Source organism: Pseudomonas simiae (assembly GCF_900111895.1).
GTDB classification, from domain to species: Bacteria; Pseudomonadota; Gammaproteobacteria; order Pseudomonadales; family Pseudomonadaceae; genus Aquipseudomonas; species Aquipseudomonas simiae.
The window spans coordinates 62,060-86,273 of the sequence record NZ_FOKB01000014.1; the positions used below are offsets into that span (position 1 = coordinate 62,060).

General features: G+C 60.8%; 24 protein-coding genes. 9 read left to right on the forward strand and 15 right to left on the reverse strand.

Annotated features, from left to right (window positions below):
- Positions 1-6: 6 nt before the first annotated feature.
- Positions 7-1,356, reverse strand: a complete 1,350-nt coding sequence (locus tag BMZ57_RS27735; protein ID WP_010206503.1) for a GntT/GntP/DsdX family permease — start codon at positions 1,354-1,356, stop codon at positions 7-9.
- A 248-nt stretch (positions 1,357-1,604) separates the two neighbouring features.
- Between BMZ57_RS27735 and BMZ57_RS27740 the strand changes: the two genes are divergently transcribed.
- Complete coding sequence (locus BMZ57_RS27740) at positions 1,605-1,985, forward strand: lysozyme inhibitor LprI family protein (RefSeq protein WP_010206504.1); 381 nt, start codon at positions 1,605-1,607, stop codon at positions 1,983-1,985.
- Between the two features lie 123 nt (positions 1,986-2,108).
- Here the strand turns inward: BMZ57_RS27740 and BMZ57_RS27745 are convergent, their stop codons facing one another.
- From BMZ57_RS27745 to BMZ57_RS27765, 5 genes are all read right to left on the reverse strand, one after another.
- Positions 2,109-3,554: a SulP family inorganic anion transporter gene (locus tag BMZ57_RS27745; RefSeq protein WP_042571634.1), complete on the reverse strand. Its 1,446-nt coding sequence runs from the start codon at positions 3,552-3,554 to the stop codon at positions 2,109-2,111.
- 196 nt (positions 3,555-3,750) lie between these two features.
- A complete protein-coding gene (locus tag BMZ57_RS27750) occupies positions 3,751-4,644 on the reverse strand; it encodes an NAD-dependent epimerase/dehydratase family protein (RefSeq protein ID WP_021492160.1) in 894 nt (297 codons plus the stop codon).
- A gap of 103 nt (positions 4,645-4,747) precedes the next feature.
- Positions 4,748-5,644 (reverse strand): LysR family transcriptional regulator, encoded by an 897-nt coding sequence (locus tag BMZ57_RS27755; RefSeq protein ID WP_045791637.1) that lies wholly within the window; start codon positions 5,642-5,644, stop codon positions 4,748-4,750.
- 30 nt (positions 5,645-5,674) lie between these two features.
- Entirely contained in the window at positions 5,675-6,265 is a 591-nt protein-coding gene (gene mdaB / locus BMZ57_RS27760; protein WP_010206516.1) for an NADPH:quinone oxidoreductase MdaB, read from the reverse strand.
- Positions 6,266-6,385: 120 nt separating this feature from the next.
- Positions 6,386-7,150 (reverse strand): sulfite exporter TauE/SafE family protein, encoded by a 765-nt coding sequence (locus BMZ57_RS27765; protein WP_010206517.1) that lies wholly within the window; start codon positions 7,148-7,150, stop codon positions 6,386-6,388.
- 123 nt (positions 7,151-7,273) lie between these two features.
- On the opposite strand from BMZ57_RS27765, the gene BMZ57_RS27770 reads away from it, so the two are divergent.
- On the forward strand, positions 7,274-8,164 hold the full coding sequence (locus tag BMZ57_RS27770; RefSeq protein WP_010206518.1) for a LysR family transcriptional regulator: 891 nt from the start codon (positions 7,274-7,276) through the stop codon (positions 8,162-8,164).
- Here the strand turns inward: BMZ57_RS27770 and BMZ57_RS27775 are convergent.
- A complete protein-coding gene (locus tag BMZ57_RS27775; RefSeq protein WP_010206519.1) occupies positions 8,110-9,516 on the reverse strand; it encodes an amino acid permease in 1,407 nt (468 codons plus the stop codon). The two genes, BMZ57_RS27770 and BMZ57_RS27775, sit on opposite strands and share 55 nt — an antisense overlap.
- 136 nt (positions 9,517-9,652) lie before the next feature.
- Complete coding sequence (kynU, locus tag BMZ57_RS27780; protein WP_010206520.1) at positions 9,653-10,903, reverse strand: kynureninase; 1,251 nt, start codon at positions 10,901-10,903, stop codon at positions 9,653-9,655.
- Between the two features lie 144 nt (positions 10,904-11,047).
- Here kynU and BMZ57_RS27785 point away from each other — a divergent pair, with 144 nt between their 5' ends.
- Positions 11,048-11,521 (forward strand): Lrp/AsnC family transcriptional regulator, encoded by a 474-nt coding sequence (locus BMZ57_RS27785; RefSeq protein ID WP_003176072.1) that lies wholly within the window; start codon positions 11,048-11,050, stop codon positions 11,519-11,521.
- A gap of 104 nt (positions 11,522-11,625) precedes the next feature.
- Here BMZ57_RS27785 and catA read toward each other — a convergent pair whose 3' ends face one another.
- From catA to BMZ57_RS27800, 3 genes are read right to left on the reverse strand one after another with little or no spacing between them, the layout of a single operon-like run.
- Positions 11,626-12,555: a catechol 1,2-dioxygenase gene (catA, locus tag BMZ57_RS27790; RefSeq protein WP_021492162.1), complete on the reverse strand. Its 930-nt coding sequence runs from the start codon at positions 12,553-12,555 to the stop codon at positions 11,626-11,628.
- Positions 12,556-12,596: 41 nt separating this feature from the next.
- Positions 12,597-12,887, reverse strand: coding sequence for a muconolactone Delta-isomerase (gene catC, locus BMZ57_RS27795; RefSeq protein WP_010206522.1), 291 nt, complete (start codon positions 12,885-12,887; stop codon positions 12,597-12,599).
- 12 nt (positions 12,888-12,899) lie between these two features.
- The gene (locus BMZ57_RS27800; RefSeq protein WP_010206523.1) at positions 12,900-14,027 is read right to left on the reverse strand and encodes a muconate cycloisomerase family protein; all 1,128 of its coding nucleotides are present in this window, start codon (positions 14,025-14,027) and stop codon (positions 12,900-12,902) included.
- A gap of 114 nt (positions 14,028-14,141) precedes the next feature.
- Between BMZ57_RS27800 and BMZ57_RS27805 the strand changes: the two genes are divergently transcribed.
- Positions 14,142-15,017, forward strand: coding sequence for a LysR family transcriptional regulator (locus tag BMZ57_RS27805; protein ID WP_010206524.1), 876 nt, complete (start codon positions 14,142-14,144; stop codon positions 15,015-15,017).
- A 133-nt stretch (positions 15,018-15,150) separates the two neighbouring features.
- Here BMZ57_RS27805 and BMZ57_RS27810 read toward each other — a convergent pair whose 3' ends face one another.
- Positions 15,151-16,131, reverse strand: coding sequence for an AraC family transcriptional regulator (locus BMZ57_RS27810; RefSeq protein ID WP_010206525.1), 981 nt, complete (start codon positions 16,129-16,131; stop codon positions 15,151-15,153).
- A gap of 312 nt (positions 16,132-16,443) precedes the next feature.
- Here BMZ57_RS27810 and antA point away from each other — a divergent pair, with 312 nt between their 5' ends.
- The 4 genes from antA to BMZ57_RS27830 all read left to right on the forward strand — a co-directional run bounded on the left by antA (position 16,444) and on the right by BMZ57_RS27830 (position 20,876).
- Positions 16,444-17,835 (forward strand): anthranilate 1,2-dioxygenase large subunit, encoded by a 1,392-nt coding sequence (gene antA, locus BMZ57_RS27815; RefSeq protein WP_010206526.1) that lies wholly within the window; start codon positions 16,444-16,446, stop codon positions 17,833-17,835.
- Positions 17,835-18,326, forward strand: a complete 492-nt coding sequence (gene antB, locus BMZ57_RS27820; RefSeq protein WP_021492163.1) for an anthranilate 1,2-dioxygenase small subunit — start codon at positions 17,835-17,837, stop codon at positions 18,324-18,326. The genes antA and antB overlap by 1 nt, the downstream gene beginning before the upstream one ends.
- Before the next feature lie 66 nt (positions 18,327-18,392).
- A complete protein-coding gene (gene antC / locus BMZ57_RS27825; protein WP_021492164.1) occupies positions 18,393-19,400 on the forward strand; it encodes an anthranilate 1,2-dioxygenase electron transfer component AntC in 1,008 nt (335 codons plus the stop codon).
- Between the two features lie 72 nt (positions 19,401-19,472).
- Entirely contained in the window at positions 19,473-20,876 is a 1,404-nt protein-coding gene (locus tag BMZ57_RS27830) for an amino acid permease (protein ID WP_010206530.1), read from the forward strand.
- A 157-nt stretch (positions 20,877-21,033) separates the two neighbouring features.
- Here BMZ57_RS27830 and kynA read toward each other — a convergent pair whose 3' ends face one another.
- Together kynA and kynB are read right to left on the reverse strand one after the other, a co-directional pair.
- Positions 21,034-21,891, reverse strand: a complete 858-nt coding sequence (gene kynA, locus BMZ57_RS27835) for a tryptophan 2,3-dioxygenase (protein WP_010206531.1) — start codon at positions 21,889-21,891, stop codon at positions 21,034-21,036.
- On the reverse strand, positions 21,888-22,538 hold the full coding sequence (gene kynB / locus BMZ57_RS27840) for an arylformamidase (RefSeq protein WP_010206532.1): 651 nt from the start codon (positions 22,536-22,538) through the stop codon (positions 21,888-21,890). Before kynB ends, kynA begins: the two co-directional genes overlap by 4 nt.
- Before the next feature lie 385 nt (positions 22,539-22,923).
- Here kynB and BMZ57_RS27845 point away from each other — a divergent pair, with 385 nt between their 5' ends.
- Entirely contained in the window at positions 22,924-23,268 is a 345-nt protein-coding gene (locus BMZ57_RS27845; RefSeq protein ID WP_010206533.1) for a cupin domain-containing protein, read from the forward strand.
- Between the two features lie 48 nt (positions 23,269-23,316).
- Here BMZ57_RS27845 and mmsB read toward each other — a convergent pair whose 3' ends face one another.
- Positions 23,317-24,204 (reverse strand): 3-hydroxyisobutyrate dehydrogenase, encoded by an 888-nt coding sequence (gene mmsB, locus BMZ57_RS27850; protein ID WP_010206534.1) that lies wholly within the window; start codon positions 24,202-24,204, stop codon positions 23,317-23,319.
- Positions 24,205-24,214 lie beyond the last annotated feature (10 nt).

Genomic DNA, 24,214 nt, shown 5'->3' on the forward strand with positions numbered 1-24,214 from the left:
TCCGGGTTACAAGATGCAGGACAGGCCATAAGTCAGACCGAAGGCGACCACGGAAATCAGAGTCTCCAGCACGGTCCAGGTCTTGAAGGTCTGGATCACCGTCATATTGAAGTATTCCTTGATCAGCCAGAAGCCGCCGTCGTTCACGTGGGAAAAGATCACCGAACCCGCGCCAGTGGCCAGCACCAGCAATTCGGGGTGTGGATAACCCAGGCCCATGGCGACAGGTGCCACCACGCCGGACGCGGTGGTCATGGCGACGGTGGCCGAGCCCGTGGCAATTCGCATCAACGCGGCAAACAGCCAGCCCATCACCAGTGGCGACAGCTGAAAAGCGTGGGCCAGGCCGAGAATTTCGTTGGTAACGCCCGCATCCACCAGGATGCGATTCAAACCGCCGCCCGCGCCCACCAACAAGGTGATGCTCGCGGTAGGAGCCAGGCATTCATTGGTGAATTTGAGGATCGACTCGCGATTGAAACCCTGCGCAATACCCAAGGTCCAGAAACTCACCAATGTCGCCACCAGCAGCGCAATCACCGAGTTGCCAATGAACAGCAGGAATTGGTTGAAAGCGCTGCCCGGGGAGGAAATCACGTTGGCCCAGCCACCGATCATCATCAGCACCACCGGCAACAGGATGGTGCCCATGGTCAGGGTAAAACTCGGCAAGCGGGTACGCGGTTCGCGGTCAATGAACTGACGTTCCAGCGGGTTTTCCGCTGGCAGATGGATACGCGGCACGATGAATTTGGCGTAGACAGGGCCTGCAATGATTGCCGTCGGGATACCGATCAGGATCGCATACAGCACGGTCTGCCCCACCGACGCGTTATAGGCCAGCACCGCCATCATCGCCGCCGGGTGCGGCGGCACCAGTGCATGCACCACCGACAGACCGGCAACCATCGGCAAACCGACCATCAGGATCGATACGCCGACCCGCCGCGCCACGGTAAAGGCGATCGGCACCAACAACACAAAGCCCACTTCGAAAAACAGCGGCAGCCCCACCAGAAACGCGATGCAGACCATCGCCCAATGCGCGTTGCGCTCGCCAAACCGGTTGATCAGCGTGCGCGCCACCTGCTCGGCACCGCCGGACTCGGCCATCATCTTGCCGAGCATGGTGCCCAGCGCCACCACCAGGGCGATATGCCCCAGGGTCTTGCCGACGCCCGCTTCGTAGGAGCCCATGATGGTGTCCGCCGGCATCCCGGCCATCAGTGCCAGGCCGATGGACACCAGGGTGATGACGATAAACGGGTTGAGTCGGTAACGTGCGATCAGCACGATCAAAGCAATGATGGCGATGGCAGCGTATGCCAACAGCCCGAAGCCCGGTGATGCGGCCATGCGGTACTCCTCGGAAAGGGTCACGTCGAATTGGTTGTGAAACTCATAAATCATTACCGAGGAGGATTTTCAATTTTTATGAAAGTAATTTTCGCCCATGGATAAGCGCTGTCGCGTTGGGATATGCCCGACGTTCGCCGATGAAAATTCGGGGGGTGTTCTTACATGAAGATCAGAGGATGCCGGAAACTCAAGCGCCGCCATCGAGTCATAGAATGCGCCTCCACTCATGCCCAGGAAAACCGACCATGATTCGCACCTCCCTCGCTGCCAGCGCTATGTTTCTCGCCCTGTGCGGCACCGCCTCGGCGGCCGATAACGCAGCGTTGAAAAAATGCATGGACAGCGCCAACACGACCGCAGACATGGTCAATTGCAACGCCAAGGAAGCCAAGGTGCAGGACACGCGTCTGAACAAGGCCTACAAAACCGCCCTCGCCGCCCAGGAAGGCGCGCGCAAGCAGCAACTGCAGGACGTGCAGCGCCTGTGGATAAAATACCGTGATGCCAATTGCGGCTTCGCAGGCTCCGCGACCGGCGGCACCATCGACCAGGTCAACGGCTCCGCCTGCCTGCTGGACATGACCCAGACCCGCGCCCAAGAGCTGGAAGACCTGGTCGGGCCATAAGGAATGGCCCCCCCTGTAGGAGCGAGTTTGCTCGCGAAAATCGTCAACGATAACGCGGATAACCTGAGTGCAGGTGGCGCACTCAAGTCTTTCGCGAGCAAGCTCGCGCCTACACGTTGGTGTTCAGTCGTGGTGAACCTTCGCGCGCTTGAGCAGCTTCTTGCACCGCTCCGACAGATGCAGCACCCGCAGATGCTTGCCGGCCTTGGTGTAACGCTCACGCAGGGTCATCAACGCGGCAATCGCTGAGTAGTCGACAAAGCTCAGGTGACGGCAATCCAGCGTCACCTGGGCCGGGTCGTTGGCCGGGTCGAACTGGTTCAGGAACGGCGTGGTCGAGGCGAAGAACAACGTGCCATGCAGGCGATAGAGCTTGCTGCCATCGGCTTCCAGGTGCTCATCCGCATACAGCTCTCGCGCTTGTTGCCAGGCGAAATTCAACGCCGCAATCACAATCCCGCACAACACCGCCGTGGCCAGATCGGTGAACACGGTGATGACCGTCACCGCGAGAATCACCAGCACATCATTGACCGGCACCTTGTTGATCACCCGCAAGGAGGCCCAGGCGAAGGTCTGCTGGGACACCACGAACATCACGCCCACCAGCGCCGCCAACGGAATGCGCTCGATAAACGGCGACAGAAACAGAATGAACAACAGGATCATCACCCCGGCAAACACGCCGGACAAACGCCCGCGTCCGCCGGAGCTGAGGTTGATCACAGTTTGCCCGATCATTGCGCAGCCGCCCATGCCGCCGAACAGGCCGGAGACCATATTCGCCGCGCCGAGGGCCACGCTTTCGCGGTCGGGGTAGCCGCGGCTCTCGGTGATTTCGTCGGTGAGGTTGAGGGTGAGCAGGGTTTCCAGCAAGCCGACCATGGCCATCAGGAACGCATAGGGCGCGATGATGCCGAGGGTTTCCAGGGTCCAGGGAATCTGCGGCAGGGAGAAGGTCGGCAGGCCGCCGGCGATGTGGGCCATGTCGCCCAACGTGCGGGTCGGCAAGCCCAGCAGGTACACCGCCAGGCCCACGCCAAGGATCGCCACCAACGCGGGCGGCACGGCGCGGGTGATGCGCGGCAGCAGGTAGACAATGGCCATGGTCACCAGCACCAGGCCGATCATCACGTACAGCGGCGTGCCGCTGAGCCACTGTTCACCGCTCTTGAAATGTTCCAACTGCGCCAAGGCAATGATGATCGCCAGGCCGTTGACGAACCCCAGCATCACCGGATGCGGCACCATGCGCACCAGCTTGCCCAGGCGCAGCAGGCCGAAGGCGACCATGATCAGACCGCCCAGCAACACCGTCGCCAACAGGTATTCCACACCGTGCTGCACCACCAGCGCCACGATTACCACTGCCATCGAGCCCGCCGCACCGGACACCATGCCGGGGCGGCCGCCGAACAACGCGGTCAGTGTGCAGATGATAAAGGCGCCGTAGAGCCCCATCAGCGGGTTGAGGTGGGCCACCAGGGCAAAGGCGATGCATTCGGGCAGCAATGCAAAAGACGTGGTGAGGCCGGCCAGGGCATCGGCGCGCAGACGGGTGAGGTTCATGAAGTACCAGGGTAATGCGGAAGATAAGGCGGGGAATGGTACGGAATTGAGGGAGGTGGGGCTAGTAATGTGTAACATCAGGTAAACCGAATCGCCGCCATCGCAGGCAAGCCCGGCCCCCACATTTGATGTGTGAACACAGTCCAATGTGGGAGCTGGCTTGCCTGCGAAGGCGCACCGCGGTCTTAAGCGAACATCACACCATCTCGTTGCGAATCCACTCCACGACCGACGTACGTTTCGGCGCCCAGCCCAGCCGTTCACGGGCGTGCTTGCCACGCACTCGGCTGTTGGAACCCAAACCATAGTTGGCCATTTCATAACCCCACTCGGCTTCGGCGTCGGCCAATGGCCAATCCTGGGGTTTGCCCAGGTTCAGGGCTTCGGCAATGGCGGTGGTCATGTCGATAAACGCCGCTTCGCTGCTTTCCACGAAGTAGAACGTGCCCGGCACATTCTTGGTCAGCGCCAGCAAATACAACGCCACCACATCTTCAATGTGCACGTTGGACCAGATGTTCTGCCCGCTGCCCACATGGCGCACCACCCCACTCTTGCGCGCCTGCTTGAGCAGACGCGGCAATTGCACGCTGTCGCGCTTCACGCCCAGGCTGTGGCCGTAGATCAATGTGTTGCAGATCACCGCCGAGTTCACGCCTTCTTTGGCTGCGGCCAGGATCAGGTTGTCGATGGCCACGCGGGCGGCCTTGTCGACGGTCGGCTCAGGCAGGTTGTCCTCGAAGTAGATGACCTCGCTGGACTTGCCGCCCGACGCATCACCCACAATGCTTGAACCGCTCGTGTGCAGGAACGGCTTGTTCGAGCCCTTCAACGCTGCCAACAGCGTTTCCACGGCGGCGCGATGGTCGCTGCTTGCGGCATTGATCACCGCATCGGCCTTCTGCGCTTGTTCGGTCAGTACGGCGGTGTCGTCCAGGCTGCCGATCACCGGAGTGATGCCCAGGGCGGTCATCTCAGCGGCTTGTTCGACACTGCGCACCAGGCCGGTAACGCTGTGGCCAGCCTTGACCAGGCCAGTTGCGATGGATCCGCCGATAAAACCTGCGGCGCCGGTTACAAATACCTTCATGGAGAGTGCTCCTGAGTGAGTCAGTGATGGGGCCAGTATCAAGGGCCGATCCCTGACGAATAAGCCCCTGTTGCCCAATTCACTCTTGCGCGAAGGTCACGAATCAGCAGGCATACCGCGCCAGCTTGGCCTGGATAAAGTCCAGGAAACACTGGATACGCAACGCCAACTGCGAGTTCCGGTAGAACACCGCGTGGATCGGCTGGCGATAACCGCTGTTGAACGCCTCAAGCACCGGCACCAGACGCCCGGCCTCGATGTCGTCGATGGTCATGAAATTAGACAGGCAGCAAATACCCTGCCCCGCCAACGCCAACTGGCGCACGGTTTCACCACTGGACGCTGCCACGCCGGGCTGGATCAGCCAACGGTCACCTTCCACATGGCGCAGCGGCCAGTGGTTGAGGGTTTCGGTCTGGGTAAACCCCAGCAAGGTGTGGTCCGCCAATGCGGCAACCGTGGTCGGCGTGCCGTACTGCTTGAGGTAGTCGGGGCTGGCGAGGATATGCAGTGGCGTACACCCCAGCGAGCGTGCATGCAGGGTGGAGTCGGCCAACGCACCGATGCGAATGGCGATGTCAGTGCTCTGTTCCAGCAGGTCGATGATCAAGTCATCGCTGTTCAGCTCCAGTTGAATGTCCGGGTAGAGGCTGCGAAACTCCGCGATATACGGCACGATCCCATGCAGCATGAACGGCACCGCAGCGTTGATGCGCAGGCGCCCCGCCGGCTTTTTCTGACGCGACGACAGGCGTTCTTCCAGCTCATCCATCTGCGCCAGGATCACCTTGGCCTGCTCGAAGAAGTATTTGCCCTCCTCGGTCAAGTCCATCCGCCGTGTGGTGCGGTTGATCAGCGTGGTGTCGAGCTTGGCTTCCAGGCGTGACAAGGTGCGGCTGACCGCCGAGGGCGTCTGCCCGACCTGTTCGGCGGCAGCGGAAATCGAACCGCATTCAATGACGCTGACGAAGATCTGTAGCTCATCGGATCGGGCTTTCACAGGCGCTCCTCGTTATCGGTTCCCAGCAGCTTACACCGAGAAATTGAAGACCTGCGCCAGATGCTGTTCGTAGCGCGCTACGTCAGCCTCGATCGCCGGGCGCTTCATCACGTCCACGCACAGGAAGGTCGGCAGGCCGGTCATGCCAAGGAATTCGTTGGCCTTGTGAAACGGGAAGTACACCGCATCCACGCCCTTGGCTTCGAAGAAGTCGGTCGGGTCGTCAAAGGCTTGCTGGGGTGCGTTCCAAGTCAGCGAGAGCATGTACTGCTTGCCCTGGATCAGGCCGCCGCTGCCGTATTTCTGCGAGGCATCGGAGCGCGTGCGGCCGTCGCTGGCGTAGAGGCTGCCGTGGCCTTCGGTGAAGACTTCGTCGATGTATTTCTTGACGATCCACGGTGCGCCCATCCACCAGCCGGGCATCTGGTAGATGATCACGTCAGCCCAGAGGAATTTCGCCACTTCTTCTGCCACGTCGTAGCCTGCGTCGATGTGCGTGACGTTGACGTCGATGCCGGCGCGGTCCAACACCGCCACGGCGGCGTCATGCAGGGTGGCGTTGTAGCGACCATCGGAGTGAGCGAATTTCTTGCCGCCGTTGAGCAGGAGGATTTTTTTCATGGGAAGGCATCCTGAGGGGTTAACACTGTCGGCCGGCAGGCTATCGACATTGTCCCCTTGGAATAAGCGGCGGCACGGCAAAATACATTTGACCGGAAAGCACGAATAAACCCTTTATTGTTAACCGCTGATCAGCAGATGCGCGCCCAGCAAGGCCATGCCAACGAAAAATACGCGCTTGAACAACACGGCACTGATGCGCTGGCGTAGCGCCTGGCCCAGCCACATGCCCAGCAGTGCCGGCACCAGCGCCAGCAGCGACGCATTGACCTCCCCGCCACCGAGCTCGCCTCGCCACACCAGCCCGGCGGCCAATGCCAAGGTGGAAACAGTGAACGACAACCCCAGCGCCTGCACCAACTGATCACGGTGCAATCCCAGGGCTTGCAGATAGGGCACGGAGGGAATCACGAACACGCCGGTCGCCGAGGTGATGATGCCGGTGATCACGCCGCACACAGGGCCCAGCCAACGCTCGGTCTCAGGCTTTACCTTGAACGTCGGTAGGAACAATCCGCTCAGTGCATACACCAGCAATGCCCCACCCAACGCATGGCCCACCCAGCTTCCCCCGCTCATACCCAGCCACAGCGTGCCAAGCCCGGTGCCGAGGAAGATCAGCAGCAACATCGGCCACAGGCGTTTGACCAATGCGCTCAGATGGCCGCCGAACGCCAGTTGCCACAGGTTGGTGATCGTCGACGGGATGATCAGCAAGGCCGCAGCCTGCGCCGGTAACATAGCCAGGCCGAGCAAGCCCATGGAGACTGTGGGCAAGCCCAGGCCGATCACGCCCTTGACGGTGCCGGCCAGGATGAAGGTGCCGATCACCAGCAGGGTCAGGGCGGGGCCGATATTTTGGTAGAACGTCAGGTAGGTATTCATGGGCGCAGTGTGAGGGTTTCCGATGACGCGGGAAATTCGCCATATACTGAGGCAGCCTCTTGTTTTGTGTGAGGCTGATAGACTCTTCGCGAGCAAGCCCGTCCAATCACTGGCCCCCCAACCATGCATTTTGATTTGATTGACCTGCGCCTTTATCTGCACATCCTCGACACCGGCAACATTACTGCCGGCGCCGGGCGCAGCCACTTATCCCTGGCCGCGGCGAGTGCGCGTATCCGGGCGATGGAAGCTTCGCTGGGCATTGAGTGCCTGGAACGCGGTCGCCGAGGCGTCACACCCACTCCCGCAGGCAAAGCCCTGGCCCGCCATGCCCGCTTGCTGCTGCAACAGGCCGAACATCTGCAACTGGACCTGGCGGAATACGCCAACGGCGTCAAAGGCCAGGTGCGCCTGTTGTGCAACACCACCGCCCTCAGCGAATACCTGCCGGAACTGCTGGCGGACTTTCTATGCGAGCACCCCAATCTCGATATCGATCTGCAGGAGTTGCCGAGCCTGCGTATCACCCAGGCCTTACGCCAGGGCACGGCAGATCTTGGGATCGTCTCCGACGCGGTGGACACCCACGGCCTGCAGACTCTGCCCTTTCGCGATGACCCGTTGGTGCTGATCACACCGCAGGATCATCCGTTCAGCGCAGGGAGTTTTGTCGATAGCCTGCAATACGACTTTGTCGGCCTCGCCCCCCACAGCGCATTGACGGTTTACCTCGAAGAACAGGCGCTGCACGCCGGTTTTCGCTTGCAGACGCGCATACGTGCCGAGGGTTTTGATGGGGTGATTCGCATGGTCGCCCGCGGCGCTGGCCTGGGCATCGTGCCCCAAGCCGCGCTGGAGCGCTGGCCACTGGAGCGCAGCGTCAGGGCCTACCCCCTGCAGGAAGCGTGGGCCCGCCGGAAACTGCAGTTATGCGCGCGCTCGTTCGAACACCTGCCCGGCTATGCCAAGGCCTTGTTCGACGCCTTGGCCCTGCCCTTGCGGAAGAATCCGTAATACACCGCCGATAGAATCAGCAGGAACGGCACGCCAAACACCAGGGTCATCTTGAACGCCTCGGTGAAATACGTGGTGACCATCACCGCGCCCATCAGCACCAGCCCCAGCAGCGTGCTGTAGGGAAACAGCCGGAGTTGGAACGACAATGTCGGCCCACCGTGACGCTTGCGATAACGCCGGAAAAACAGGTGGGTAAGGAAGATCATGAACCAGGTGAAGATCGCGCCAAACATCGAGATCGCCATCATCAGCGTGAACGAGCTTTCCGGGTACACCACGTTCAACAAAGTCGCCAGCGCAATGCCCGAGCTGGACAGCAGCAATGCATTCAGCGGAATGCCGTTCTTGCTCAACGCGCCCATGGACTTGGGGGCAAAGCCGGCACGGGACAGGCTGAACATCATGCGGGTGGTGATGTAGAGCTGGCTGTTCATGGCCGAGAGCGCCGCAATCAGGATCACGAAATTCATCACCCCGGTGGCGCCGGGTATGCCGATGGTCTGCATCACCGTGACAAACGGACTCTGGGCCTGCCCGGCCTGGTTCCACGGCACGATGGCCAGCATCAGCGCCAGGGTCAGCAAGTAAAACACCACCAGGCGCACGATGGTGGCGCGGAAGGCTTTCTTCACCGCCTGTTCCGGGTCGGCGGCTTCACCGGCAGCCACAGCGATCATCTCCACACTCAAATAACTGAAGATCGACACGATCACCGCGATCCACATGCCGCTCAGGCCATGGGGGAAAAAGCCGTCGTGGGCGGTGTAATTCTGCACACCGTACTGCGGGTTGCCGGAGCCGAACACCACGTACACGGCGAGGATAATGAAGCCGACGATGGCGCTGATCTTGATCGTCGAGAACCAGTACTCGAAGTTGCCAAAGGTCTTCACGCTGATGGCATTGAGCAGGATCAGCACACTGGAAAACGACACGATCCACACCCACTCCGGCACGTTGGCGAACCAGTACTTCATGTACATCGCCACCGCCGTGACCTCGGCGCCCACTGCCAGCACGATCGCCGCCCAGTAGGCATAGCGCACCAGGAACCCGGCGAGCGGGCTGATGTAAAACTCGGCGTAGGCGCCAAACGACCCCGAGGTGGAATGGGCCACCGTCATCTCCGCCAGGCAGCCCATCAACAGCAAGGTGATCAACGCGCCGATGGCGTAGCTCACCAATACGCTGGGCCCTGCATAACCAATGGCGTAGGCGCTGCCCATGAACAGCCCGGTGCCAATGGCGCCGCCGATGGCGATCATGCTCATCTGGCCGGAAGTGAGCTGGCGCCGCAGGCCCAGTTCGCGGTGGGTGATCTCTGCAAAGCCGTTGTCTGGCGTGGTCACGTGGCGTGCCCCTTTATTATTGTGATGGTTGTTGCTGACGCGGAACCCTGTGGGAGCTGGCTTGCCTGCGATCGCGTCGGTGCATTCACCACCGTCATCGCAGGCAAGCCAGCTCCCACCTTTGATCGGCGGTGGATCAGGTGACGCTGTTGCGGACTTTGAATTGCGGTTGGTTCCAGGTGTGGTTGTCGAGAATGTCGCCGAGGATTTCCACGGCTTCCCATACTTCGGTAAAGCGCGTGTACAACGGGGTAAAACCGAAACGCATGATGCGTGGTTCGCGGTAGTCACCGATCACACCACGGGCGATCAAGGCCTGGATCACCGCGTAGCCTTCAGGGTGTTCGAAGCTCACATGGCTACCGCGCTTGGCGTGTTCACGCGGGGTGATCAACTTCAAGTCGTGGGCAGCGCAACGGGCTTCGACCAACGCGATAAACAGATCGGTCAACGCCAGGGACTTGCTGCGCAAACTCGCCATATCGGTCTGGGCAAAAATCTCCAGGCCACATTCAACCATTGCCAGTGAAGTAATCGGCTGGGTACCGCACAAATAACGAGCAATGCCGGCACTCGGCGCGTACGTCGACTCCATAGCGAACTGCCGGGTGTGCCCGAACCAGCCCGACAATGGCTGGCGCACCACATCCACCAGCGCTGGATTGACCCACACAAACGCCTGGGAACCCGGGCCACCGTTGAGGTACTTGTAGGTGCAGCCGATCGCATAGTCGGCACCGGCCTGATGCAGGTCGATGGGCACCGCGCCCGCCGAGTGCGCCAGGTCCCAGATGCTCAGCGCACCGCACTCGTGGCTCAGGGCGGTCAGCGCCTGCATGTCGTACATGTAGCCGGTCTTGTAGTTGACGTGGGTCAGCATCACCACCGCCACGTCCTGATCGATGGCCTGGGGCAGTTCGTCCGGGCTGTTCACCAGGCGCAGGGAATAGCCTTGCTGCAGCAACTCGGCCAGTCCCTCGGCGATGTACAGGTCGGTGGGGAAGTTACTCGCCTCACTGACGATCACCTTGCGCCCAGGCTGGCGTTGGCGCTGCACGGTCAACGCGGCGCTCAGCACCTTGAACAGGTTGATAGAGGTGGTATCGGTGATCGCCACTTCGTTGTCACGCGCGCCGATCAACGGTGCCAGGCGGTTACCCAGGCGCAGGGACAAATCCGCCCAGCCGGCGTTGTTCCAACTACGGATCAAACCGTTGCCCCACTCCTCGGCAATCACCGCTTGCGCCCGCGCCAACGCCGCCACCGGCCGTGCACCCAGGGAGTTACCGTCGAGGTAGATCACACCCTCCGGCAAGGCGAACTGGCTGCGCAAAGGTGCCAGCGGGTCCTGGGCGTCGAGGGCTTGGCAATGGCTTCGAGTGGTCATGGGTTGTCCTGGTTTTTATAAGTAAGAATGGACCAAATAATGAACGAAGTTTTAGAGAATTTTCGTGCAAAGTGAGTAGCAACAGGCTAATTAAGCTGTAGGAAATTCGAATTTAACCCCCAAACACGCGGATTTATTCTAACCATGATTCTCGACGCCACCGACCTGCGCCTCCTGCATTTCCTGCAACAGGATGGCCGCATCAGCAACCAGGAACTGGCGGAAAAGGTCGCGCTTTCGCCGTCCGCCTGCCTGCGCCGTCTGCGCCTGCTGGAAAGCGAGGGGATCATCAGCGGTTACCGCGCGGTGCTGAATGCGGAGCAATTGGGGATCGAGCTGGAGGCCATCGTCCACCTGTCCTTGCGCCAGGATGTGGAGGATTGGCACGAGACATTCATCAAGAAGGTGCAGGGCTGGCCGGAAGTGGCCAGCGCCTACGTGATCACCGGCGCCAGCAACTATGTGCTGCGGGTGCAGGCACGCAACCTCAAGCACTTCTCGGACTTTATCGTGAACCACCTGAACCGCACGGCGGGCGTGATGGATATACGCTCGGAGATTGTGCTGCAGAAGATCAAGGATCGGGATGAGGTGCTGGACCTGGTCGTCCGCAAATAGCGCCAACACCACAACCCCCTGTGGGAGCTGGCTTGCCTGCGATAGCTAGGGTGCATTCACCCTCGTCATCGCAGGCAAGCCAGCTCCCATATTTTTAACCGCGTTTAGTCTTCGAGGGCGCGCACTCGTTGCATGCGCTTCTGCTCTACCGGCGCATCCGCCACCTGCAATTCAAAGTCAAAATCAATCTGCGCAAACCGCCCTTCCACACCGAACTCCCGCGCCAGCTGTGGATCGTCACTGAAGCGGATCTGCGCGATCAACTCATCCCGCGTCGCATAGGCAAAATCATCATGCAGGTACGGGTCATCCGACAGGTTGATCTGCGTGGTCAGGTGTCGATGCCCCGGCGCCGAAATGAAGAAGTGGATATGCGCTGGCCGTTGCCCGTGACGCCCCAGTTGATCCAACAGTTGCTGGGTCGGCCCGCTTGGCGGGCAGCCGTAGCCGGACGGCACGATACTGCGGAATCGGTAATTGCCCTGTGCGTCGGTCTCGATGCGTCGGCGCAGGTTGAACTCGGACTGCGTCGGATCAAACCACGAGTAAGTACCCGCCGTGTTGGCCTGCCACACGTCCACAATCGCCCCCGCCAATGGTTTGCCCTCGGTGTCACGCACCTGCCCGCGCATGAACAGCGGCACCGCGTCGTCCTTGCCATCATCCAACCGTGCCTCGTACTTCGACAGCGGCGCACCGGCCACATACAACGGGCCTTCGATGGTGCGCGGAGTGCCACCGGATTTGCCGGCTTCCTCATCGGCAGCGTCCATCAACAAGTCCAGGTAATGTTCCAGGCCCAGCCCGGCGGCGAGCAGTCCGGCCTCCTGGTGCTTGCCTAACTCGTTCAAATAGTTGACCGCCTTCCAGAATTCTTCCGGGGTCACTTCCAGGTCTTCGATGATGTTCACGGTGTCACGCAGGATCCGGTAGACCAGCGCTTTGGTACGCGGATTGCCACCGTCGTTGAGGTTGCCGCTGGCTTCTTCAAGAAACTGTTGGGCATGGGCAGTCTGGGACAGGCGGATGGACATGGTGCATTCCTCATTTTGTAGTTATTAAGGTGAATACCGGCCTAGCGGTCATCCTCATGGATCGACGAAGGGTGACGGCACAGGGCGTTCACCTCGATGGCCATGTAGGGGTAAAGCGGCAGTTGCATCAGCAGGTCGTGCAGTTCCTGCACGCTGTCGACATCGAACACGCTGTAGTTGGCGTAGTGCCCGGCGATGCGCCACAGGTGGCGCCATTTGCCTTCCTGTTGCAGGCGCTGCGCCAACGCTTTTTCTTCAGCCTTGAGGCCCGCTGCACGCTCGGGGTTCATGTCGAGGGGCAGGTTCACGGTCATTTTTACGTGGAACAACATGGCAGGCGCCTCTTAGTGTTTGTCACGACGGAAGAACGCCAGGCGCTCTTCATCGATGGCCAGGCCCAGGCCCGGTGCGGTGGAGACATGCAGCTGGAAATCGCGGTACACCGGCGGCTCGGTGAGGATGTCTTCGGTGAGCAGCAACGGGCCGAACAGTTCGGTGTCCCACGCCAGCTTGTTCAGCGTGAGGAAGGCATGCGCCGAGGCCAAGGTGCCAATGCCGCCTTCAAGCATGGTGCCGCCGTACAGGCCGATGCCGGCCGCTTCGGCAATCGCGGCGGTACGCAACACGGCACGCGGGCCGCCGTTCTTGGCGATCTTGAGGGCGAACACCGAGGCCGCGCCTTCGCGGGCCAGGTTAAAGGCATCCTCGACACACTCGATGGACTCATCTGCCATGATCGGCGCCGGGCTCGACAGGTTGAGCCGCGCCATGCCGCCGCGGTTGTTGCGTGAGATAGGCTGTTCGATCAGGTCGATTCCGTTGTCACCGAGCACTTTGCATGCACGCAGTGCCACCGCTTCATCCCAGGCCTGGTTGACATCGACGCGCACACTGGCGCGGTCGCCCAGGGCCTTTTTGATCGCGATCACGTGAGCCAGGTCGTGGCTGACCTCACCCGCGCCAATCTTCAACTTGAAGAGGCGGTGGCGGCGCAGGTCGAGCATCTTTTCCGCTTCGGCAATATCCTTTTCAGTGTTGCCGCTGGCCAGGGTCCAGGCCACCGGCAAGGCATCGCGCACACGGCCGCCGAGCAGTTCGCTGACCGGCAGGTTCAGGCGTTTACCCAGGGCATCGAGCAAGGCGCTTTCGATACCGGACTTGGCAAAGGTGTTGCCGCGAATACTGCGCTCCAGGCGCAACATGGCCGCGTTGATATTGCTGGCGTCCTGGCCGATCAACAGGGGCGCGAAGTGACGGTCAATGTTGACCTTGATACTGTCAGGACTTTCGTTGCCGTAACTGAGGCCACCAATGGTGGTGGCTTCGCCGATGCCTTCGATACCGTCGGCGCAGCGCAGGCGGATGATCACCAGGGTCTGGTTTTGCATGGTGTGCATCGCCAACTTGTGCGGGCGAAGGGTGGGGAGGTCGACGATGATCGTGTCGATCGACTCGATGGCGCAAATCGGCATGGCAATACCCGTTGGGTTCTTTATAGATTTGAGCCGATTTTGTGCCCTATTTTTAAAGGCTTCCAATATAGAATGGGTCTCAAGCAATACCCTCAAGGTATGAAAGGAACCGTTATGGAACTGCGTCACCTGCGCTATTTCCAGGTGCTGGGGGAAACCCTCAACTTCACCCGCGCCGCCGAACGCCTGCACATCGCCCAGCCGCCATTGAGCCGGCAGATCCAGCAGTTGGAGGACGAGTTGGGCGTGATCCTGCTTGAACGTAGCAGACCGCTGCGGCTGACCGAGGCCGGTCGGTTTTTCTATGAACACGCCACTGTGCTGCTGGAACAACTGAACAAGGTCTGCGACAACACGCGACGCATCGGCCAGGGTGAAAAGACCTGGCTGGGCATCGGTTTTGCACCGTCGACGCTGTACGGCGTGTTGCCGGAACTGATTCGGCGGCTGCGCACGCATGAGGCACTGGAGCTGGAGTTGGGGCTGTCGGAAATGACCACCTTGCAACAGGTCGAAGCGCTCAAGGCCGGGCGGATTGATGTGGGTTTCGGGCGGATACGCATCGACGACCCGGCCATCGTCCAGAGGGTGCTGGTGGAGGATCGGCTGGTGGCTGTGTTGCCCGCCGGACACCCCTTGCTGGACGCGCCCGCCACCCTCGCTCAACTGGCCGCCGAGCCCTTTGTGCTCTACCCCGGTAACCCACGGCCCAGCTATGCCGACCATGTAATTGCGCTGTTCGATGCCCACGGTTTGAGCCTCAAGGTGGCGCAGTGGACCAACGAGTTGCAAACCGCCATCGGCCTGGTCGGCGCCGGGATCGGCGTGACGCTGGTGCCTGCCTCGGTGCAGGTGTTGCACCGGGCGGACATCGGCTACACGCCGGTGGTGGAGGCCACCGCGACCTCGCCGATCATTCTCAGCCGGCGGGTGAATGATCAATCGCCGGGGCTCAGTCATTGCCTGCAACTGGTGGAAGAACTGATCTGATTTCTCCGAAACACCGCACATCCAATGTGGGAGCGGACTTGCTCGCGAATGCGGTGTATCAGTCGCCGAATAGGTTGACTGAGATACCGCATTCGCGAGCAAGCCCGCTCCCACAGTTTGACCTTCATTGTTTTCAGATACTGCGCATGCGTTTGCGCTGCTGGGTCTGGCTGGGGGATTCGTCGAACAGTTTTCGGTATTCGGCCGAAAATCGCCCCAGGTGGGTAAAGCCCCAGCCCAGGGCAATTTCGGAAATGGTGCGGGTAGAGCCGTGCTCGAGGATTTCCTGGCGCACCGCAGAAAGCCGATGCTTCTTCAAATAGGCCATCGGCGACAGGGCAAAGTACTTGCGAAAGGCATCGAACAACTTGAACCGCGACACCCCCGCAGCCGCTTCCAGATCTTCCAGGTGCACGGCTTCCCGAGCGTTGTCATGGATGTACTGGCGCGCACGGATCAGGTAATGCGGCAGTTTCACACCGAGCATATCGCGCAGTTCTTCGGAGTAATTGTTCGGCTGGGCCAGGATCAGGCCCTTGATCAGCGAGCTTTCCAGGTCGCGGGTAAACGCCGGCTGTTCATACAACTCGCTGCCGTGTTCCAGCTCCGCAATGAAGTAGCGCGCCATGCGCCACCACGCCGCCGAGGCGCCGTCCACCGCGTCCATCACCGACTCGAAGCGCAACGGCGCATCAATCGGCCGTTGCAGCAAACCTTCCAGTGACTCCCCCATCGCCGCCCGCGTGATCACCACCTGCAACTTGCGGCAGTCGCCGGAAATCGCCAGCACCTGATGTTCATTGGGTGAAATGATCACGCCTTGGTCGCGGTTGGAACTCAGGCGCTCGCCGTTCTTGCTCAACTCCTGCTCGCCCACCAGGGGCAGGCTCAGGCTGTAGCTGCTGAAGTGCTCGGCGTCTTCGATGTCGATGGTCACATCGGTGCCGTATTCGATCACGCCCAGGGTGGTGGCGCGGGACTTGAACACATTGGCGCTGTGGTGAAAGCGCAGGCGCTCGGGCGTGGCGGTGGCGAGGCGATGGGGCCCGCAGATCCCGGACATCCAGCTGCGGGCGCCTTCAAGGTCGAAGCGTTGAATCGTTTGGCTGCTCATCAGGATGCACCCACGGCGGTTAGGCTGTTGCGCGCTCTGGCGGCGCGTCGTTGTTGTTCGACAGCAAATAATGCGCCACGCCAGCGCAATGGCCAGCGGGTGGATAGCATTGGTCGACTAAATGGATAAGAAAGCGGTTTTTCCGGCCATTGCCCGACAAGACAGTAGCGCATCCCATCACCACACTGCACCGGGTTGGGTATTTGCTGCCCAATTATCCGGCGCAGGTTCCCCCACTAAGCGGATAGCCCGCACCCCGCCCCGCTGCCTCTAATGGACCACCGATTAGCCCCTATCAAAAAGGTGCCTCCCATGAGTGGTGCAAGAAGCGTCGAGCAGTGGAAAACATTTATCGAAGGTTGTCTGGATTTTCGCCCGGCGGATGAAGTGTTCCGTATCGCCCGCGACATGTTCACCGAGCCGCAGCTGTTCGATCTGGAGATGGAACTGATCTTCGAAAAGAACTGGATCTACGCCTGCCACGAAAGCGAACTGGCGAATAACCACGACTTCGTCACGATGCGCGCCGGGCGCCAGCCGATGATCATCACCCGCGACGGCGAAGGCCAACTCAATGCGCTGATCAACGCCTGCCAGCATCGCGGCACCACCCTGACGCGGGTCGGCAAGGGTAACCAGTCCACTTTCACCTGCCCGTTCCATGCCTGGTGTTACAAGAGCGACGGCCGGCTGGTAAAGGTCAAGGCGCCGGGGGAGTACCCGGATGGTTTCGACAAGGCCACGCGCGGGCTGAAAAAGGCGCGTATCGAGAGCTACAAAGGCTTCGTGTTCATCAGCCTGGATGTGGCTGGCACCGACAGCCTGGAAGACTTCCTGGGTGACGCCAAAGTGTTCTTCGACATGATGGTCGCCCAGTCCGCCACCGGCGAGCTGGAAGTGCTGCCAGGCAAATCCGCCTACACCTACGACGGCAACTGGAAGCTACAGAACGAAAACGGCCTGGACGGTTATCACGTCAGCACTGTGCACTACAACTACGTGGCCACGGTTCAGCATCGCCAGCAGGTGAACACCGAGAATGGCGCGGGCGCAGGCAGCACCCTGGACTACAGCAAACTCGGCGCGGGTGATGCAAACACCGACGACGGTTGGTTCGCCTTCAACAATGGCCACAGTGTGTTGTTCAGTGACATGCCCAACCCCAGCGTGCGCTCCGGCTACGCGACCATCATGCCGCGCCTGGTGGAAGAACACGGCCAACAAAAAGCCGAGTGGATGATGCACCGCCTGCGCAACTTGAATATCTACCCGAGCCTGTTCTTCCTCGACCAGATCAGCTCGCAACTGCGCATCATCCGCCCGGTGGCGTGGAACAAGACCGAGATCATCAGCCAATGCCTGGGGGTGAAGGGCGAATCCGACGCGGACCGCGAAAACCGTATTCGCCAGTTCGAGGACTTCTTCAACGTATCGGGCATGGGCACGCCGGACGACCTGGTGGAGTTTCGCGAAGCCCAGCGCGGGTTCCAGGGCCGCCTGGAGCGCTGGAGCGACATCTCACGCGGCAGCCATCGCTGGGAAACCGGGCCCACGCCGAACAGCGAAGCCATCGGCATCCAGCCGGCCATGACCGGCACCGAATTCACCCATGAAGGCCTCTACGTGAACCAGCATCGCAACTGGCAGCAGTTCCTGCTCAATGGCCTGGACAGGCAAGCGCTGACACTGCGGGAGGTGAAGTGATGAATGCGCAATTGCAGTATCAGATCGAGCAGTTCTTCTACCGCAAATCCGAGCTGTGCGACGCCCGGGACTGGGACGCCTATGTGCAGTTGTTCGACCCGCAGAGCGAGTTCCACCTGCCGCAGTGGGACTCGGAGCACGTCTACACCCGCGACCCCAAGCGCGAGATGTCGTTGATCTATTACGCCAACCGCTCGGGCCTGGAAGACCGCGTGTTCCGCTTGCGCACCGGCAAAGCCGCGTCGGCCACACCAATGCCACGCACCTTGCACCTGATCAACAACGTGCGCATCGCCGAGCAGGCGGATGGCACGCTGGAGGTGCGACTGAACTGGCACACGCTGTTCTATCGCCTGGCCACGTCGGAGCAGTTCTATGGCCACGCCACCTATCGCCTGAAACCCGATGGCGACAGTTGGTTGATCACCCGCAAGCATGCGCTGCTGCTCAACGACACCATCAACTCGGTGCTGGATTTTTATCATCTTTAAACGCGCCTTTTTGGCCAGTCCGCTCGCCACAGGGTGCGCGCGTCATACATACGCGGAGAGCAACACATGAATCACAAAGTGGCCTTCAGTTTTGCCGACGGCAAGACCCTGTTCTTTCCGGTGGGTGCCAACGAAATCCTGCTGGATGCCGCGCTGCGCAACGGCATCAAGATCCCCCTGGATTGCCGCGAAGGCGTCTGCGGTACTTGCCAGGGTCGTTGCGAGTCTGGCGATTACAGCCAGGACTATGTGGACGAAGAAGCCCTGTCCAGCCTCGACCTGCAACAGCGCAAGATGCTCAGTTGCCAGACGCGGGTGAAGTCCGACGCTACGTTTTACTTCGACTTTGATTCGAGCCTGTGCAATGCGCCCGGCCCGGTTCAGGTAAAGGGCACCGTGAGCGCAGTGGAGCAGGTGTCAGCCAGCACGGCGATCCTGCAGGTGCAGTTGGATCAGGCGCTGGATTTTCTGCCCGGCCAGTACGCGCGCCTGTCAGTGCCTGGCACGGACAGTTGGCGGTCCTATTCCTTCGCCAACCTGCCAGGCAATCACCTGCAATTCCTGGTGCGTCTGCTGCCCGACGGGGTGATGAGCAATTACCTGCGCGAGCGCTGCCAGGTGGGTGACGAGCTGTTGATGGAAGCGCCACTCGGCGCCTTCTACCTGCGCCACGTCACGCAGCCATTGGTGCTGGTGGCGGGCGGCACCGGGTTATCGGCCTTGCTGGGTATGCTCGACCAACTGGCCGCCAATGGTTGCGAGCAACCGGTGCACCTCTACTACGGCGTGCGCGGTGCCGAGGACTTATGCGAAGCAGCGCGCATACGGGCCTATGCCGCGAAAATCCCAAACTTGCGCTACACCGAAGTGCTCAGCGCACCTTCAGAAGAGTGGTCTGGTAAACGCGGCTACCTCACCGAGCATTTCGACCTGGCCGAATTGCGGGACGGTTCGGCGGATATGTACCTGTGCGGCCCCCCGCCAATGGTCGAATCCATCCAGCAATGGCTGGCGGATCAGGCACTTGATGGCGTTCAGTTGTATTACGAAAAGTTTACGCAGAGTAATATCTGACCCCTCAGCACTTCTGAGGGGCTGATGCGGCGTGCACTCAACCCTGAGAAAAACAAGTAGAAGGGAATGTTAATGGCGGATGACATGGTTAACCCGGTAGGCCTCAAGCGTGGCCTGAAGAACCGGCACATTCAGCTGATCGCCTTGGGAGGGGCGATTGGCACGGGGTTGTTCCTCGGCTCGGCCGGGGTGCTCAAGTCGGCGGGGCCGTCGATGATCCTGGGTTACGCGATTGCCGGTTTCATTGCGTTCCTGATCATGCGCCAGCTCGGTGAGATGATCGTCGAAGAGCCGGTGGCCGGCTCGTTCAGCCACTTCGCCCACAAATACTGGGGCGGCTACGCAGGCTTCCTGGCGGGCTGGAACTACTGGGTCCTTTACGTCCTGGTGGGCATGGCTGAACTGACGGCCGTGGGCAAGTACATCCAGTTCTGGTGGCCGGACATTCCAACCTGGGTCAGTGCGCTGGTGTTCTTTGTCGCAGTGAACTTGATCAACACCCTGAACGTGAAGTTCTTCGGTGAAACCGAGTTCTGGTTTGCGATCATCAAAGTGGTAGCGATTGTCGGCATGATCGTGCTCGGCTGCTACCTGCTGTTCAGCGGCACCGGCGGCCCGCAAGCCTCGGTGAGCAACCTGTGGAGCCACGGCGGGTTCTTCCCGAATGGCGGCATGGGGCTGTTGATGTCCATGGCGTTCATCATGTTCTCGTTCGGTGGCCTGGAGCTGGTGGGCATCACTGCCGCCGAAGCCAGCGAGCCGCGTAAAGTGATCCCGAAAGCGATCAACCAAGTGGTCTACCGGATCCTGATTTTCTACGTCGGCGCCCTGACCGTGCTGCTGTCGCTGTACCCGTGGGACCAACTGCTGCAAACCCTCGGCGCGTCGGGCGATGCCTACAGCGGTAGCCCGTTCGTGCAGATCTTCTCGCTGATCGGTAACGACACCGCCGCACACATCCTCAACTTCGTGGTGCTGACCGCGGCGCTGTCGGTGTACAACAGCGGCGTGTACTGCAACAGCCGCATGTTGTTCGGCCTGGCCGAGCAAGGCGACGCCCCCAAATCGCTGATGAAGCTCAACAAGCAAGGCGTGCCAATCCGCGCCCTGGCGATTTCGGCGTTGGTGACGATGCTGTGCGTGGTGGTCAACTACGTGGCGCCGCAGAGTGCCCTGGAGTTGCTGTTTGCGCTGGTGGTTGCCTCGCTGATGATCAACTGGGCGCTGATCAGCATCACCCACATCAAGTTCCGCAAAGCCATGGGTGAACAAGGCGTGACGCCGTCGTTCAAAACCTTCTGGTTCCCGTTCAGCAACTACCTGTGCCTGGCGTTCATGGTGATGATCATCAGCGTGATGCTGGCGATTCCAGGCATCAGCGAGTCGGTGTATGCGATGCCGGTGTGGGTGGGGATTATCTACGTGGCGTATCGGTTGCGGGTCCGCAGAAGTCACGCGGTCGTCAACGCACAGTGATACCTGTGGGAGCCCGGCTTGTGTGGGAGCCGGGCTTGCCCGCGATACAGGCGACTCGGTTTACAGTAAGACCCAGAGGATGCCATCGCAGGCAAGCCAGCGCCCACAGTTGATTGCATGTCAAAACAACAAGCCCCGGTAATCCGGGGCTTTTTGCTTAGAGCGTGGAGCGGACTCGCCAGAGTTCGGGGAACAGCACGGTGTCGAGCATCTTGCGCAAATACCCCACACCTTCCGTGCCGCCAGTGCCGGGCTGGAAGCCGATGATCCGCTCCACCGTCGTCACATGGCGGAAGCGCCACTGACGGAACGAGTCCTCCAGGTCGATAAACTTCTCGGCCAACTGATACAGGTCCCAATACCGGCTCGGATCGCGATACACCTCGCGCCACGCCGCCTCCACCGATTCATCGTGAACCGTCGCCGCCGTGGGGTCGCGCTCGGCGCGTTTCGGATCAATCGCCAGGCCGGCCTGGATCATCAGGTTGATCGCCTCGTCATACAGCGACGGCGTGGCAATCGCCACTTTCAACTCGTTCAACAGCTCCGGCCGATGGGCGTGGGGCCGCAACAGCGCCGCGCTCTTATTGCCGAGGATAAATTCAATCTCGCGGTACTGGAACGACTGAAACCCCGACGATTGCCCCAGGAACGGGCGGATCGACTTGTACTCCGACGGCGTCATCGTCGCCAGCACCGCCCAGGCGTGCACCAGTTGATCGAAGATCCGCGACACCCGCGCCAGCATCTTGAACGCCGGCGGCAGCTCGCCCAGGCGCACGTGTTCGCGGGCGGCCTTGAGCTCGTGGAGCATCAACTTCATCCACAGCTCGGACGTCTGGTGCTGGATGATGAAGAGCATTTCGTTGTGGTCCGGCGACAGCGGGTGCTGGGCGCTGAGGACTTTGCCCAGGTCCAGGTAATCGCCGTAGCTCATGGACTCGGAAAAATTCAGTTCGGCGTTGTGCCACTCTTCAGGCGGTTGGTAGTCGGCAGAGAAAGGACATTGGCTCATCGCGTGGGCTCCTTGAGCGGGCGCAGGATTGCGCGGACCGGGCTGGCATCGAGGTTGGCAAAACGCAGCGGCAGGGCGATCAGTTCGTAGTCGCCTTCCGGTACGTCATCGAGCACGATGCCTTCGAGAATCGCCATGCCATGGCGCGCCACGGCGTTGTGGGAATCCATGGTCTTGGACTGCTGCGGGTCCAGGGATGGGGTGTCGATACCAATCAAGCGCACACCCAGGCTCGCCAGCAGCTCAATGGTTTGCGGGGCGACGGCGGTGAAGTTCGAATCCCATTCAGTCAGTGGCGCTTGTGGATAAGTGCGCAGCAGCACACGCTCGGGCAACTTATCCACACGGCCTTCCAGCTGATGCGGCTGCACCAGCGCGCCGCTGTCCAGGCAATGCAACACCCGGCACGGGCCCATGTACACGTCCAACGACACCTCGCCAATCGGCGCGCCGTCTGCACTGTAGTGCAGCGGCGCATCCACGTGGGCGCCGGTATGTGGCGACAGCGTGATACGCCCGACATTCACCGGGCACTCCGGGCCGAACTGCCACACGCGCTCTTCCTGGAACGGCGTATCCCCCGGCCAGGTCGGGGTCGCCGTACTCAAGGGCGGGCTGATATCCCACCACGTTTTTATTGGGTTCATTTCAAGGCTCTTGGCGGTTACTGGAGTGAATGATACGAGGGCCGGCTGCGAATTTTCTTGCGAATTCTGGCGTGAAGCAGGAAATCTTTCGCACTTACTGCGAAGAATGGGCGTGTAGACGCTTAGATATATCATTCCGGCACGGTGGCTCAGCCACTGAAGAACCAATGTGGGAGCGGGCTTGCTCGCGAATGCGATAAGTCAGTCAATGTATGTGTGGCTGACACACCGCAATCGCGAGCAAGCCCGCTCCCACATGGACTGCACGGTGCCCAAAGAGTCGCACTCCCCTGCGCTTCTGGGCATCCCGATGTCGAGTTCAGACCACTGGCGCAACGCCCGAGGCCTTAGGGTGGATCTTTCCATTCCCTGCCCTGGAGACATCATGTCCAAGCCCATTACCGTACTGCGCGACACCCACCCCCTGCCGGTCCTGGATGCCTGCAAGTGGGAAAAACTCGAAGGCGACCCGCACACCGTCAACCTCAACGCCTACACCAGCGAAGACGGCAGCAAGATCATGGGCACCTGGATCTGCACCCCGGGCAAGTGGTACGTGGACTACGTGAAGTGGGAATACTGCCACTTTCAGGAAGGCTACTGCATCATCACGCCGGAAGGCCTGGAGCCGATTCACTTGCGGGCTGGGGATATCTTCGTGGTGGAGCCGGGGATGAAGGGGACGTGGGAAGTGGTCGAAACAGTGCGTAAGTATTTTGTGTTTGCTTGAGCCGCAAAAAACCGGGAGCCCGCCACAGGCGGGCCCCCGGAACACGCCCTATTTGGGCTTGCGATAGCTGTTAATAATCGCCGAGAAGTCCTTGCCCCCTTCCCCACGTTGGCTCATCGATTGATACAACTGCTGGGCCACGGCGCCCAGGATCACCGGCTGCTTCACCTGGCGCGCCGCTTCAGTGGCCAGGCCCAAATCCTTGAGCATCAGGTCGGCACCGAACCCGCCGGTGTAGCCACGTGACGACGGCGCGGTTTCAATCACGCCCGGCCATGGGTTGTAGGTGTCGGAACTCCAGCAACGCCCGGTGGAGCTGTTGATAATTCCCGCCAGCACTTGCGTGTCGATACCCAGCGCATCGCCCAGGGCCATGGCTTCGCTGACGCCGACCATGCTGATGCCCAGCAACAGGTTGTTGCAGATCTTGGCGATTTGCCCGGTGCCCACCTCACCGCAGTGCACGATGTTGCGGCCCATTTGCGCCAGCACCGGTTGCAGGGTGGCGAACAGTTCCGGGTTGGCGCCGACCATGAAGGTCAACGTGCCGGCCTGGGCGCCGCCGGTGCCGCCGGAGACTGGCGCGTCGGCCACAGCTACGTCTTGCTTGGCCGCAGCAGCCGCTACGTCGCGGATGGTTTGCGGGTCGATGGTGCTGCAATCCACCGCCGGTACGCCTTTACCGATGCCGGCCAAAACGCCGTCTTCATTCAGCCACACGCTGCGCACATGCGCCGCCGCCGGCAGCATGGTAATCACCAGCTCCGCGTCTTTCGCCGCATCACGCGGTGACTCGCTGACAGTGCCGCCAAGCTCGGCCAGCTCCTTGAGTACCGTCTGGTTCAAGTCGAACAGGTTCAGCGCGTGGCCGGCCTTGATCAGGTTGCGGGCCATGGGTGCGCCCATGTTGCCCAAGCCGATAAATGCAATCTTCATGATCGTCTCC

What these genes read in the sequence shown, in the direction of transcription:
- BMZ57_RS27830 (WP_010206530.1), top strand. Translation starts at nt 19,473, where the DNA reads ATGGCGGATGACATGGTTAACCCGGTAGGCCTCAAGCGTGGCCTGAAG.
- BMZ57_RS27810 (WP_010206525.1), bottom strand. Translation starts at nt 16,131, where the DNA reads ATGAGCAGCCAAACGATTCAACGCTTCGACCTTGAAGGCGCCCGCAGC.
- BMZ57_RS27845 (WP_010206533.1), top strand. Translation starts at nt 22,924, where the DNA reads ATGTCCAAGCCCATTACCGTACTGCGCGACACCCACCCCCTGCCGGTC.
- kynU (WP_010206520.1), bottom strand. Translation starts at nt 10,903, where the DNA reads ATGACCACTCGAAGCCATTGCCAAGCCCTCGACGCCCAGGACCCGCTG.
- BMZ57_RS27765 (WP_010206517.1), bottom strand. Translation starts at nt 7,150, where the DNA reads ATGAATACCTACCTGACGTTCTACCAAAATATCGGCCCCGCCCTGACC.
- mmsB (WP_010206534.1), bottom strand. Translation starts at nt 24,204, where the DNA reads ATGAAGATTGCATTTATCGGCTTGGGCAACATGGGCGCACCCATGGCC.
- antB (WP_021492163.1), top strand. Translation starts at nt 17,835, where the DNA reads ATGAATGCGCAATTGCAGTATCAGATCGAGCAGTTCTTCTACCGCAAA.
- BMZ57_RS27800 (WP_010206523.1), bottom strand. Translation starts at nt 14,027, where the DNA reads ATGCCGATTTGCGCCATCGAGTCGATCGACACGATCATCGTCGACCTC.
- kynB (WP_010206532.1), bottom strand. Translation starts at nt 22,538, where the DNA reads ATGAACCCAATAAAAACGTGGTGGGATATCAGCCCGCCCTTGAGTACG.
- mdaB (WP_010206516.1), bottom strand. Translation starts at nt 6,265, where the DNA reads ATGAAAAAAATCCTCCTGCTCAACGGCGGCAAGAAATTCGCTCACTCC.
- BMZ57_RS27745 (WP_042571634.1), bottom strand. Translation starts at nt 3,554, where the DNA reads ATGAACCTCACCCGTCTGCGCGCCGATGCCCTGGCCGGCCTCACCACG.
- BMZ57_RS27735 (WP_010206503.1), bottom strand. Translation starts at nt 1,356, where the DNA reads ATGGCCGCATCACCGGGCTTCGGGCTGTTGGCATACGCTGCCATCGCC.
- catA (WP_021492162.1), bottom strand. Translation starts at nt 12,555, where the DNA reads ATGTCCATCCGCCTGTCCCAGACTGCCCATGCCCAACAGTTTCTTGAA.
- BMZ57_RS27770 (WP_010206518.1), top strand. Translation starts at nt 7,274, where the DNA reads ATGCATTTTGATTTGATTGACCTGCGCCTTTATCTGCACATCCTCGAC.
- BMZ57_RS27740 (WP_010206504.1), top strand. Translation starts at nt 1,605, where the DNA reads ATGATTCGCACCTCCCTCGCTGCCAGCGCTATGTTTCTCGCCCTGTGC.
- kynA (WP_010206531.1), bottom strand. Translation starts at nt 21,891, where the DNA reads ATGAGCCAATGTCCTTTCTCTGCCGACTACCAACCGCCTGAAGAGTGG.
- BMZ57_RS27750 (WP_021492160.1), bottom strand. Translation starts at nt 4,644, where the DNA reads ATGAAGGTATTTGTAACCGGCGCCGCAGGTTTTATCGGCGGATCCATC.
- antA (WP_010206526.1), top strand. Translation starts at nt 16,444, where the DNA reads ATGAGTGGTGCAAGAAGCGTCGAGCAGTGGAAAACATTTATCGAAGGT.
- antC (WP_021492164.1), top strand. Translation starts at nt 18,393, where the DNA reads ATGAATCACAAAGTGGCCTTCAGTTTTGCCGACGGCAAGACCCTGTTC.
- BMZ57_RS27785 (WP_003176072.1), top strand. Translation starts at nt 11,048, where the DNA reads ATGATTCTCGACGCCACCGACCTGCGCCTCCTGCATTTCCTGCAACAG.
- BMZ57_RS27805 (WP_010206524.1), top strand. Translation starts at nt 14,142, where the DNA reads ATGGAACTGCGTCACCTGCGCTATTTCCAGGTGCTGGGGGAAACCCTC.
- catC (WP_010206522.1), bottom strand. Translation starts at nt 12,887, where the DNA reads ATGTTGTTCCACGTAAAAATGACCGTGAACCTGCCCCTCGACATGAAC.